Raw genomic sequence first — 12,120 nt, 5'->3', positions numbered from 1 at the left:
CGGTGGCGCGCGGAGAAGCCTGCGGCGTTCTCTGCCCTGCGCACCGAACTGTGTAGTGTGGAGAAACGTGCAGCGTTCTCCACGCACTGCGGGCTCAGGCAGAGCGACCGGTATCCAGTACCTGCTCCAGTGGCAGCTGGGCGTGCAGATTGACGCTGCCTTGGGCTGGAAACACGACCAGGTGCTCCGCCGCGACCCGAAGCCCGACCTCGTCGCCGGGCTGATGGTCGGCGTGGCTGGGAAACAGGGCTTCCAGCTGGGTGCCGGTCTGCAGTTGCATACGGTAGAGGATGGTTGCGCCCTGGAAGGTGCGATCAATAATTCGCGCCCGCAGCTCGCTGTGAGCATCTCCCACCAGGTCATCCGGCCGTAACAGGACATCGACCGCACCGCCTACCGGCAGCTGGTAAGCCCGGTTGCCGTGAATGACTCCCAGCTCGGTCTGTACCGTGTCGCTGGAGAGCAGTTGCCCACGAATGAAGTAACCCTGACCGATGAAGCTGGCAACAAAGGGCGTCGCCGGTTCGTGGTAGAGGTTGTACGGGGTGTCCCATTGCTGCAGTTGGCCGTCTTTCAGCACGCCGACGTGATCGCACACGGCAAAGGCCTCGGCCTGATCATGGGTCACCAGCATGGCACTGATACCGCGGGACTTGAGAATGTCGCGCACTTCAGCCGAGAGTCGGCGGCGCAGTTCACCATCGAGATTGGAGAAGGGTTCATCCAGCAACAGCAGACGCGGGTTGGGAGCCATGGCCCGAGCCAGCGCAACGCGCTGCTGTTGACCGCCGGACAGCTCATGCGGATAGCGTGAGCCTAGCTTGTCCAGCTTGACCAGAGCCAGAAGCTCTTCGACGATGCGTTTGCGATCCGGACTCTTGTGAATGCCGAAGCCGACATTTTCGGCGACGGTCAGATGCGGGAACAGTGCATAGTCCTGAAACACCATGCCAATTTGCCGCTGCTCGGGGGCAACTCGCAGGGTTGGGGTGCTAAGGGCCTTGCCATCGAGCAGGATTTCGCCGCCGCTGATGGGTTCAAACCCGGCGATGGCGCGCAGAGTCGTGGTTTTGCCACAGCCGGACGGCCCCAGCAGACAGCCTATGTCACCTTCTCGCAGGCGAATACTCAGGTCGTTGACGATCAACTGCCGGCCATAGCCGCATTTGAGGTTGTTCAGCTCTAGTACCGGGCTGGACATGCTGCCTCACTCAACCAGCAAAAATTCGACCAGCGCCTTTTGAGCGTGCAGGCGGTTTTCGGCCTGATCCCAGACAACGCTGCGCGGATCGTCCATCAGTTCGTCGCTGACTTCCTCGCCGCGGTGGGCCGGAAGGCAGTGCATAAACAGTACGGACTCGTCGGCCGCATCGAGCATCGCAGGCGTGACCTGATAGGGCGCGAACTGCTTCAGGCGTGCTTGTGCTTCGTCTTCCTGGCCCATGGACGCCCAGACGTCGGTATTGACCAGATGGGCGCCGGCAACGGCTTCCATCGGATCGCGCATTACGGTGACACGGTCACCGGCCTGTTCAAGGAACTGCGCCGAGGGCTCGTAGCCTTCCGGGCAGGCGACGCGAAGCTGGAAATCAAACTGGATGGCAGCCTGGATAAAGGTATTGCACATGTTGTTTCCATCGCCAATCCAGGCCACGGTCTTGCCCTTGATCGGACCGCGGTGCTCCAGATAGGTCTGCATGTCGGCCAGCAGCTGGCAGGGGTGCAGGTCGTCGCTCAGGCCATTGATGATCGGCACCTTGGAGTACTGGGCAAAGGTTTCCAGCGTGCTGTGGGCGAAGGTGCGGATCATGATCGCATCGCACATGCTGGACAGTACACGGGCGCTGTCTTCGATCGGCTCGCCGCGGCCCAGTTGGGTGTCACGCGGGGACAGGAAGATGGCCTGGCCACCCAGATGAATCATGCCGGCTTCAAAGGAGACGCGGGTACGGGTCGAGGCCTTTTCGAAGATCATCCCCAGTACGCGGTTTTTCAGCGGCTCGTACACCACGCCCTGGCGATGCAGTGACTTGAGTTCGATGCCGCGCTTGATCAGGCCAATGAGTTCTGCTTCGGAGCAGTCCATCAGCGATAGAAAGTGCCGTGTAGTCATATGTGTACTACCTGAGTTACCTCGGCCGCCCGGCGACCGGAAACAGTGACCCGTACCACGACCTGACGGCCTGGTATCAGCCACAGCAAATAAAGAGAAGCGGGGATCTTATAGGGAAATTCCGGGCAAAGGCAAATAAAGCGGTCTGGCCGGCAGATTCAGTGGCTGAATAGACCCGTATTCTGCCGCGCGCGGCGCGGTGGCGAGCCAACCGCAACAGCCCATAGAATGGCTGATCATAATAATACCTGCCTGGTGAATGACATGTCTGTGACCCACTACCGCGCCTGCCACCTGTGCGAGGCCATCTGTGGCCTGGCGATTGAGACCGAAGGTGACCGCATTCTCTCAATCAAGGGCGACCCGCAAGACCCCTTCAGCCGCGGCCACATCTGCCCCAAGGCGATTGCCCTGCAGGATATCCAGGATGATCCGCAGCGCCTGCGCCGGCCGGTGAAGCGGGTTGACGAGCGCTGGGAAGAGATCAGCTGGGACGAGGCGTTTGCACTGGTGACAGAGCGTCTGGCGGAGATCCAGCAAAAGCATGGCAATAACGCCGTGGGCGTCTACATGGGCAACCCGAATGTGCATAACTACGGCTCCATGACCCATGGCAACTACTTCCTGGGGCAACTGCACACCCGTCAGCGCTACTCGGCCACCTCGGTTGATCAACTGCCGCACCATCTGGTGTCGCTCTGGCTCTATGGCCACATGCTGATGATCCCGATCCCTGATATTGACCACACCGATTACTTCCTGATGCTCGGCGCGAATCCGCTGGCCTCCAATGGCAGCATCATGACCGTGCCGGACGTGACCAAGCGCATCAAGGCGCTGCAGGGGCGGGGCGGCAAGCTGGTAGTGGTCGATCCGCGGCGTAGCGAAACCGCTGCCATTGCCAGTGAGCACCTGTTCATTCAGCCGGGTACCGACGTTGCATTGCTGCTTGGCTTGCTCAACACCCTGTTCAGCGAGCAGTTGACCCGCCAGAGCCCGGTGCTGGACAGCACTGCCGGGCTGGCAGAGGTGCGCGCTGCGGTTACCGAGTTCACCGCTGAGCGGATGGCTCCGGCGTGCGGCATTCCAGCCGAACAGATCCGCCAGTTGGCACGAGACTTTGCTGGCGCCGAGCGCGCGGTCTGCTATGGCCGCATGGGCGTGTCGGTACAGCGTTACGGCACCCTCTGCCAGTGGCTGATTCAGGTCATCAATCTGGTCACCGGCAACGTGGATGTGCCCGGCGGTTCGCTGTTTCCAGAGCCTGCGTTCGAGGTGGCATCGGCCCGGCGCCCCGGCCATTTTGACAAGTGGCGCTCGCGGGTCTCCGGGCTTCCGGAGTTTAACGGCGAGCTGCCGGTTGCTGCGCTGGCTGAGGAAATTCTCACCCCGGGCGAGGGGCAGATACGCGCGTTGGTCACCTCGGCGGGTAACCCTGTGCTGTCCACGCCCAACGGTCGTCAGCTTGATGCAGCGCTGGAGAGTCTGGAGTTCATGGTCAGTGTGGACCTCTATATCAACGAGACCACCCGTCACGCCGACGTGATTCTGCCGCCCACCGCATCGCTGGAACACGATCACTACGACATCACGTTCAACAACTTCGCTGTGCGCAACGTCACCCGCTATAACCAGCCTGTGTTGAGTAAGCCCGAGGGCGCGTTGCACGATTGGGAGATATTTGTCGGACTAGGCAAGGCCTTTGCCGCTGCCACCGGGCAGCCGGCGCGGCCGACGCAGCCACCCCATGAACTGGTCGATATGGCGGTGCGGGCCGGCCCCTATGGCGACCGCCTGTCGCTGGATGTACTCAAGGAAAACCCGCACGGTATCGATCTTGGCCCGCTGCAGCCCAACCTGTTGCGTCGAATTCAGACCGAGAGCCGGCGCATTGAACTGGCTCAGCCTGCCATGCTGCAGGATCTGCAGCGGGTTGCCGCCGAGCTTGCAGAACTGGCACCCGCCGCTGGTGAGCTGCGCCTGATCGGTCGTCGCCATGTGCGCAGCAATAACTCCTGGATGCATAACTATCAGCGTCTGGTGAAGGGCAAGCCGCGTGATCAGTTGCTGATGCATCCGGACGACCTGACCGCGCGCAATCTGCAGGATGGGCAGCAGGTAACCGTGCGCTCGCGGGTGGGTGAGGTGCAGGTGGCGGTATGCGCCAGCGATGAAATGGCACCGGGCGTAGTCAGTCTGCCCCACGGTTGGGGGCACAACCGGCCCGGCATTCAGATGGATGTTGCCGAGCAGCATGCCGGTGTCAGCGTCAACGACCTGACCGATGAGCGCTTCCTTGACCCGGTCACCGGCAACGCCGCGCTGAACGGTCTGCGGGTTGAGGTGGTGGCAGCATAAGCGGGCGCTTTGCTGTAGAATGCCCGGTCAGCAACGCGTTCGAACGCCCTTTACGTCACGAGGAATACCATGGATATCATCGATACCATCAAAGAACAGATCGCCAATAACCCGGTGCTGATCTACATGAAAGGCGCGCCGAATGCTCCGCAGTGCGGCTTCTCTGCCCGTGCCGTGCAAGCGCTGATGGCCTGTGGCGAGAAGTTTGCCTATGTGGATATCCTGCAGAACCCGGAAATTCGCGCCAACCTGCCGGCTTACGCTAACTGGCCTACGTTCCCGCAGTTGTGGATCAACGGTGAACTGGTTGGTGGCAGTGACATTATTCTGGAACTGCACGAATCCGGTGAGCTGCAGGAAATGATCAAGGCTGCCCAACCGGCAGCCTGAAGCTCTTCCACTACTGCAGTAAAACGCCCGAGCGCTTCAAGCCTCGGGCGTTTTTGTTTTTCCTGCCTGATCAAGTCAGTGGCAGTGGGGTGGGGAGGGGCGTGAAACCGGCACGCCTGCTCCGCAGGGATTACCGCTGGGGCTGGCTCAGAGCTCCGAGTGAATGTTGCCGCTGTTCGTGGATCAGATCGACAATGCCATTGCTGGGCTGGTAACCGTTGACGGTATCCAGCAGCAAGGCCCGGACATCATCGTAGGCATCTGCTTTCACTGCCTGACTCATACGGTTCAGTACGTCACGCAGGGTTGGCCAGTCGATGAACTCCTCGTTTGCCCGATGGATCTTGGGGTGCGCGGTCGGTTCTGGGTTGTCGCCGATCAGCAGCTCTTCGTAGAGCTTTTCCCCGGGTCGCAGGCCAGTGAAGGTAATGGCGATATCGCCGTTGGGGTCTACCTCGTCCCGTACGGTCAGACCCGACAGCATGATCATCTTGTGTGCCAGTTCGATAATGCGCACCGGCTCGCCCATGTCCAGCACAAACACGTCGCCGCCTTCTCCCATGGAGCCTGCCTGAACAACAAGCTGCGCAGCCTCGGGAATGGTCATGAAATAGCGGGTAATATCGGGATGGGTGACGGTAATCGGTCCGCCGCGCTTGATCTGTGAGCGAAACAGCGGGATCACCGACCCAGACGAGCCCAGCACATTACCAAAACGCACCATGGTAAAGCGGGTGCGATTGAGCACCGGCACGCCACTATCGTCGCCCCACAGATTCGGTGCAGACTCGGCGCTGAGCGCCTGCAATACCATTTCCGCCAGGCGCTTGGTCGCACCCATCACATTGGTTGGACGAACGGCCTTGTCGGTAGAGATCAGTACGCAGTTCTGCACGCCGCAGCGAATCGCCGCCTGAGCGACTTTCAGAGTGCCGAACACGTTGTTCATGATCCCTTCGGCCACATTGTGCTCGACCATGGGAACATGCTTGTAGGCGGCGGCATGGTAGACAGTGTTCACCTTCCAGGCAGCCATGGCGTCGACCAGGCGGCCACTGTTGCGCACCGAGCCCAGAATCGGGATCAGCTCTATTTGTAGCTGCTGGGCGTTGATCCAGCCCTGCAGCTCGGTATGAATGGCATACAGACCGAACTCGTTGTGCTCAAACAGGACAAGCTTGGTCGGACCGGCATTGACGATCTGGCGGCACAGCTCACTGCCGATGGAGCCACCGGCGCCCGTTACCAGTACGACCTTGTCCCGAATGCAGAAGTCCATCAGTTGTTCGACCGGCTCGACAGGGTCACGCCCCAGCAGATCGGCAATGTCCACTTCCTGCAGGTCGTCAACCTTCACCTTGCCGCTGGCAATATCCATGATCCCCGGGATACTGCGCACGTGAACCTGAAATCCGGCCAGGCGATACAGGATCTGCTGCCGGGTTGCTCGTGTTGCAGACGGAATGGCCAGCAGGACTTCCTTGATATCCGCCTCGGCGATCAATTTTGCGATGTGCTCGGAGGAGTACACCGGTAACCCGCCGATCACCCGCCCGACCAGACTGGGATCGTCGTCGATGAAGGCCTTGGGTTTATACATTCGCCCCAGACGCAGCGACGCCAGCAACTGATTGCCTGCCGCTCCAGCACCGAAAATCGCTACCGGCACTCCGGCTTCCTGATCGACAGCGGTCTGCTGCGGTCGAGGACCCGCGCCCATAAGCCAGTCACCCATGAAGTACTCACGGGCAGCAAGGCGCAAGCCGCCGATCAACAGCAGCGATAGCCACCAGTATGAAACCATGGCCGAGCGCGGAAACAGGATATCCCAGCCGCTGTCGCGCGCGGCCAGTACCACCATGACCAGGGCCAGGAATGACAGCGTTACCGCCTTGAAGATACACAGCAGCGCCTGACTGCCGAAGTAGCGCATAACTGCGCGGTACATGCCCATGCGAATGTAGATAGGCAGTGCGAGTGCCGGCGCGAGGACAAACAGCAGACGTTGTTCACTCGTGGGGAATACCCAGTTGGTTTCTGCACCCAGGCGCAGGAACAGTGCCAGCCACAGGGCAGCCCAGATCAGAAGCAGGTCTGCAACAATCTGGATGGAGCGCTTCTGGGCGTAACTCAATCCAATCAGTCTTTCCTTGAGCATCTTGCTCTCCAACGTAACAAAACAGGTGCGAGTATACGTGATGCTAAATAGCTATTATCCGATACAGTTTGAGGTCAATTTTCTGCATTGCCCATTGCCTGTCGGCACATCAATCTGTCGGTTATCCAGACCCGGAAATAGCCCGATATTATTGGTGCGATAAAGAATCGAGTCGGCAAGCGCTCTGCATGCAGTGCTTCCTGGTGAGGATAGCCGGGCGCGCACCATCATGCCTTTGAACTCATCACACTATTGGTCGACGTGAGTCTGTTGTGACCCGATATGCCCCAGGCAGTTCACCGGTAACCGTTGGGGTTCTGCTGCTGCCAGCGCCAGGCGTCAATACACATGGCGTTGACATCGCGCTCGGCGTGCCAGCCGAGTTCACGAGCAGCGAGGGCAGGGTCGGCATAGCAACTGCCTACGTCGCCGGGACGCCGGTCGACAATCTGGTAGGCCAGCGTCTTGCCGCAGGCTCGCTCGAAGGCATGCAGCATGTCGAGTACGGAGTATCCGTTGCCGGTGCCCAGATTGAAGGCGGCCAGACCCTGCCTGCGTGCAAGCCATTGCAGTGCCTTGACGTGCCCCTCTGCCAGGTCCATGACGTGGATATAGTCGCGCACGCCGGTCCCGTCGGGGGTGTCGTAGTCGCCGCCAAAGACGCTCAGATGGTCGCGGCGGCCGACGGCAACCTGGGCGATGTAAGGCAGCAGGTTATTGGGAATCCCTGCCGGGTCTTCGCCGATCTGCCCGCTTGGGTGTGCCCCGACGGGGTTGAAATAGCGCAGCAGTGCCAGATTCCAGCTGGCGTCACTGCGGTAGAGATCACGCAGCATCTCCTCGATCATCAGTTTGGAACGACCGTAGGGATTGGTGGCGCTGGTCGGGAAATCTTCGGTGATTGGCAGGCTGGCCGGGTCGCCATAGACGGTGGCCGATGAGCTGAACACCAGGTCATGCACCCCGGCTTTCTGCATGGCCTGCAACAGGGTGACCGCACCGCTTACGTTGTTGTGGTAGTACGTTAGCGGCTCTGCAACCGATTCGCCCACCGCCTTGAGGCCCGCAAAGTGAATAACGGCGTCAATCTGCGATGTTGCGAACAGGCGGTCCAGCAGATCGCTGTCGTTGACATCGCCGGTGACGATGTCGAGCGTCTTGCCGGTGAGAGCCTGCACGCGTTTCAGGGCCTCGGGCGAGCTGTTGCTGAAGTTGTCCAGCACGATGACCTGGTAGTCGCTTTCGAGCAGGCGCAGGCAGGTATGCGAGCCGATATAGCCGGCGCCGCCGGTGACCAGAATGGTGTCTGTGTCGGTTTTCATGCTTGTCTCCGGTAGCGGCACATGTGCTCAGACATGCGCCGCAGTCTCAACCGCAATTACTCGACGGTAACGGATTTGGCCAGATTGCGCGGCTTGTCGACGTCGGTCCCTTTGACCAGCGCGACGTGGTAACTCAGCAACTGCAGTGGCAGGGTGTAGATGATCGGCGAGATGCAGTCTTCCACCCAGGGCAGCCGGATATTGCTGACTTCCGGGTCAGCGCTCTGCTCAATGGTTTCGCAGGCAAAGTTGATCAGTTGGCCACCGCGGGCACGTACTTCTTCCAGGTTTGACTTGAGCTTTTCCAGCAGGCTGTCGCTCGGCGCAACGGAGACTACCGGCATATCTTCATCCACCAGTGCCAGCGGGCCGTGCTTCAGCTCGCCGGCGGCGTAGGCCTCGGCGTGAATATAGGAAATTTCCTTGAGCTTGAGCGCACCTTCCATCGCAATGGGGTAGTGCGGGCCACGGCCCAGAAACAGAGCGTGGTGCTTGTTGGCAAACTGTTCGGCCAGCGCAACGATGGCCGGCTCCAGCGCCAGCACCTGTTCTGTCAGTGCCGGCAGCTTACGCAGGGCATCGACGTTACGGGCGACGAACTGGTTTTGGCCGCGCACCTGTGCCAGAGCGGTGGTCAACCACAGCAGCGACACCAGCTGGGTAGTAAAGGCCTTGGTTGAGGCTACGCCAATTTCCGGGCCGGCATGGGTCAGCAAGCGCCAGTCGGCTTCGCGCACCAGCGAGCTGCCGGCGACGTTGCAGATGGCGAGGGTGGCCAGGTAGCCCTGATCCTTGGCGTAACGCAGCGCGGCCAGGGTGTCTGCGGTCTCGCCTGACTGGGAAATCGTGATCAGCAGGGTATTGGCCGGAACCACGACACTGCGGTAGCGGTATTCGCTGGCGACTTCGACCTGGCAGGGAATACCGGCCTGTTCTTCGATCCAGTAGCGGGCGACCAGACCGGCGTGGTAGCTGGTGCCGCAGGCAACGATATGGATGTTGGCGATGTCTGCCAGACGGGTTTCCGCCTCCGGGCCGAGGATCGCGGTCAGTACGTGATCGTCGCCCAGTGTGCCGGCCAGGGTGTCGCTGATGGCCTGCGGCTGCTCGAAGATTTCCTTGAGCATGAAGTGGCGGTATTCGCCCTTGTCCAGACTATGGGCTGCGTGTTCATAGCGAACTACCTGCCGATCGGCTGAGTTGCCGGCGCGGTCCCATATCTCGCAGTTGGTCAGCGTGATGCGAGCGTAGTCGCCTTCCTCCAGGTAGCGGAAGCGATCGGTGACCTGCAGCAGCGCCAACGGGTCGGAGGCAAGATAATGTTCGCCGCTGCCTTCTCCGATCACCAGCGGGCTGCCCATGCGCGAGCAGTAAAGAGTCCCGGGTTCGGAGTCGTGAATCACGGCGAGTGCGTAGGCGCCGTGAATCTCGCTCAGGGTGCCGCGGAACGCGCTGAGCATGTCACCGGTTTCGGCAAAATGGTGCGCCAGCAGGTGAGCGACGACCTCGGTATCGGTTTCGGACGTAAAGCTGTAGCCCAGATCCTGCAGCCGTTTGCGCAGCGGAGCGTGGTTCTCGATGATGCCGTTGTGGACGATGGCCAGTCCGTTGGACAGGTGAGGGTGTGCGTTGTGTTCTGCCGGTTTGCCGTGAGTAGCCCAACGGGTGTGGGCGATACCGAGGTGGCCGCTTACCGGCTTGGCCTGCAGTGCGTTTTCCAGCTCGACAACCTTGCCAACGGCACGTATGCGCTGAATGGTGCTGGCACTGTCTACGACTGCGACGCCAGCCGAGTCGTAGCCGCGGTACTCAAGACGCCGCAGACCCTCAAGCAGGATGGGAGTGATGTCACGCTGGGCGGTGGCACCGACGATTCCGCACATGGATATATCCTTGTTTCACAGGCAAAGGCAGGCAGTTTAGCACCGTCGCCAGACGGGTGGGTAACGTCGGAGTGTCGGCAGCATAAGGTTGTTGGAAAGCAGGGGTATGGGGGGGCAGTGAGGTCGGCCGGCCGAGCTTGACTCGGCCGGCGCTGGGCAAGATAGCAGGTCAGCGTCGGTTGAAACGTTCGACCAGATTAACCTGGCGCTGCGCGGTATTGGCCAGTTCGCCACTGAGCTCGGCGCTGCGGCTGGCCTGCTTCTCGGTGCTGTCTGCCAGGGTAGCGATATTGGTGACGTTACGGTTGATCTCTTCGGCAACGCTGCTCTGTTCCTCGGCAGCGCTGGCGATTTGACCGGCCATCTCATTGATGCGCTCGATAGCCTGGCGAATCCCCTCCAGCGCCTCATCGGCTTCAGCGACCTGAGCGACACCCCGCTCGGCCTGCTCGTTGCCGGCCTGCATGGTGTCGACGGTGCTCTGGGCGGCCTGCTGCAGGTTGGCAATCAGGCTGTGGATCTGCTCGGTCGATTCGGCGGTACGGCTGGCCAGGGCTCGAACCTCGTCGGCGACCACGGCGAAACCGCGACCCTGCTCACCAGCGCGGGCCGCTTCGATGGCGGCGTTCAGTGCCAGCAGATTGGTTTGCTCGGCGATGCCCTTGATGACGTCCACCACGGTGCCGATCTCGCGAGCATCGGATGCCAATTTATTGGTAACCGTGCTGGCCGAGTCAACTGCGCCAGAGAGGTTCTCGATGGCGATTCGTGCATTGCTGGCGAGCCGCTTGCCCTGCACGGCCAGATCGGCCGCATCGCGGGTCGCTTCAGCTGTACTTTGTACGTTGCCGGAGACCTGTAGAGTCGCGGCTGCCATCTGGTTGATAGCGGTTGCTACCTGGTCGGTTTCGGCGCGCTGCTGGGCCAGACCTTCGCTGCTGCGACGGGCAATCTCGCTGGCTTCCTGCGCCTGTTCCTTGAGGCGTGCCGCGCTGTCACCAACCCGGGTTAGACAGGTCTGCAGGCGAGCCTGCTGGCTGTGAATCGCCATCTCCAACTGGCCCATTGCGCCGCGAAACGGGGTATACATTTGCGCCAGCAGGGGATCGCTGATGCTGTTGCCGGCCATTTTGACGATGCGCTGCAGGCGGTGTTCCAGTGCCGATTTCATCGCATAGCCTGCCGGCAGGCCGGCAAGGGCTGCGACGGCCACGCCCGGCCAGCCGAACAGGGTGCCTGCGGCACCGCTGGCTGCCATGGCCAGGACCGATGGCAGGACCTGAAGGGCCATACCCGCAAAGTCGCCCTGAACTGCATTGCCGCCCCGAGCCAGGCGCTGGTAAAGCGCGGTGGCTCGTTCGATCTGACCGGCAGTGGGTTTGACCCTCACTGATTCATAGCCGGTAATCTGGCCGTTTTCCCAGATCGGCGTGACGAAGGCATTGACCCAGTAATGGTCGCCGTTCTTGCAGCGATTCTTGACGATCCCCATCCACGCCTTGCCGGCTTTCAGGTCGGCCCACATATGAGCGAAGACCGCTGGCGGAACGTCAGGATGGCGCACGAGGTTGTGAGACGTGCCGACCAGCTCCTCGCGGGTAAAACCACTGATCTCGACGAAAACATCGTTGCAATAGGTGATGACGCCCTTGAGATTGGTGGTCGAGATCAGACGCTGGTCCGCCGCAAAGCTTCGTTCACGCTGGGTTACGGGTTGATTGTTACGCATCGGCGAATGTCCTTGAGTGTCTGTCCGGGAGCAGTATCGGACTGACTGTTGTCTAAGCTGGTATATCGGCAGTGAGTGCGATGGCTGTAGGGCGGCATTTCAAATGTTATGCGGCGTTTTGTCTGCTAGCTTTGGAAGATCACGTGCCATCGTCGCGGGCCTCTGCC

The 12,120-nt window shown here is 60.8% G+C and carries 8 protein-coding genes; 2 read left to right on the top strand and 6 right to left on the bottom strand.

Going from position 1 to position 12,120, the window contains the following annotated elements; all coding sequences use genetic code 11:
• Positions 1-94 precede the first annotated feature (94 nt).
• Together ACZ5WQ_RS07315 and argF are read right to left on the bottom strand one after the other, a co-directional pair.
• Complete coding sequence (locus ACZ5WQ_RS07315) at positions 95-1,201, bottom strand: ABC transporter ATP-binding protein (RefSeq protein ID WP_228246064.1); 1,107 nt, start codon at positions 1,199-1,201, stop codon at positions 95-97.
• 6 nt (positions 1,202-1,207) lie between these two features.
• Positions 1,208-2,113 (bottom strand): ornithine carbamoyltransferase, encoded by a 906-nt coding sequence (argF, locus tag ACZ5WQ_RS07310; protein WP_285676250.1) that lies wholly within the window; start codon positions 2,111-2,113, stop codon positions 1,208-1,210.
• A gap of 264 nt (positions 2,114-2,377) precedes the next feature.
• Between argF and ACZ5WQ_RS07305 the strand changes: the two genes are divergently transcribed.
• Together ACZ5WQ_RS07305 and grxD are read left to right on the top strand one after the other, a co-directional pair.
• Positions 2,378-4,471 carry a molybdopterin oxidoreductase family protein gene (locus ACZ5WQ_RS07305; protein WP_285676249.1) on the top strand — a complete coding sequence of 698 codons (2,094 nt, stop codon included), beginning with the start codon at positions 2,378-2,380 and terminating at the stop codon, positions 4,469-4,471.
• Between the two features lie 69 nt (positions 4,472-4,540).
• On the top strand, positions 4,541-4,861 hold the full coding sequence (gene grxD, locus ACZ5WQ_RS07300) for a Grx4 family monothiol glutaredoxin (protein WP_088273791.1): 321 nt from the start codon (positions 4,541-4,543) through the stop codon (positions 4,859-4,861).
• Between the two features lie 130 nt (positions 4,862-4,991).
• On the opposite strand, the gene ACZ5WQ_RS07295 is transcribed toward grxD, so the two are convergent.
• The 4 genes from ACZ5WQ_RS07295 to ACZ5WQ_RS07280 all read right to left on the bottom strand — a co-directional run bounded on the left by ACZ5WQ_RS07295 (position 4,992) and on the right by ACZ5WQ_RS07280 (position 11,953).
• Complete coding sequence (locus ACZ5WQ_RS07295; protein ID WP_464383476.1) at positions 4,992-7,019, bottom strand: polysaccharide biosynthesis protein; 2,028 nt, start codon at positions 7,017-7,019, stop codon at positions 4,992-4,994.
• A 296-nt stretch (positions 7,020-7,315) separates the two neighbouring features.
• Entirely contained in the window at positions 7,316-8,341 is a 1,026-nt protein-coding gene (galE, locus tag ACZ5WQ_RS07290; protein ID WP_228246060.1) for a UDP-glucose 4-epimerase GalE, read from the bottom strand.
• Positions 8,342-8,397: 56 nt separating this feature from the next.
• On the bottom strand, positions 8,398-10,224 hold the full coding sequence (glmS, locus tag ACZ5WQ_RS07285; protein WP_464383475.1) for a glutamine--fructose-6-phosphate transaminase (isomerizing): 1,827 nt from the start codon (positions 10,222-10,224) through the stop codon (positions 8,398-8,400).
• 169 nt (positions 10,225-10,393) lie between these two features.
• Positions 10,394-11,953: a methyl-accepting chemotaxis protein gene (locus tag ACZ5WQ_RS07280; RefSeq protein ID WP_285676247.1), complete on the bottom strand. Its 1,560-nt coding sequence runs from the start codon at positions 11,951-11,953 to the stop codon at positions 10,394-10,396.
• Between the last annotated feature and the right edge of the window lie 167 nt (positions 11,954-12,120).

The organism is Halopseudomonas sp. T1L2, from assembly GCF_055397385.1.
This window is presented reverse-complemented; position numbering and strand designations above follow the sequence as displayed.

Bases quoted from the DNA above. Each gene is read 5' to 3' on its own strand.
- ACZ5WQ_RS07315 (WP_228246064.1), bottom strand. From the start codon at position 1,201: ATGTCCAGCCCGGTACTAGAGCTGAACAACCTCAAATGCGGCTATGGC.
- ACZ5WQ_RS07280 (WP_285676247.1), bottom strand. From the start codon at position 11,953: ATGCGTAACAATCAACCCGTAACCCAGCGTGAACGAAGCTTTGCGGCG.
- ACZ5WQ_RS07295 (WP_464383476.1), bottom strand. From the start codon at position 7,019: ATGCTCAAGGAAAGACTGATTGGATTGAGTTACGCCCAGAAGCGCTCC.
- galE (WP_228246060.1), bottom strand. From the start codon at position 8,341: ATGAAAACCGACACAGACACCATTCTGGTCACCGGCGGCGCCGGCTAT.
- grxD (WP_088273791.1), top strand. From the start codon at position 4,541: ATGGATATCATCGATACCATCAAAGAACAGATCGCCAATAACCCGGTG.
- glmS (WP_464383475.1), bottom strand. From the start codon at position 10,224: ATGTGCGGAATCGTCGGTGCCACCGCCCAGCGTGACATCACTCCCATC.
- argF (WP_285676250.1), bottom strand. From the start codon at position 2,113: ATGACTACACGGCACTTTCTATCGCTGATGGACTGCTCCGAAGCAGAA.
- ACZ5WQ_RS07305 (WP_285676249.1), top strand. From the start codon at position 2,378: ATGTCTGTGACCCACTACCGCGCCTGCCACCTGTGCGAGGCCATCTGT.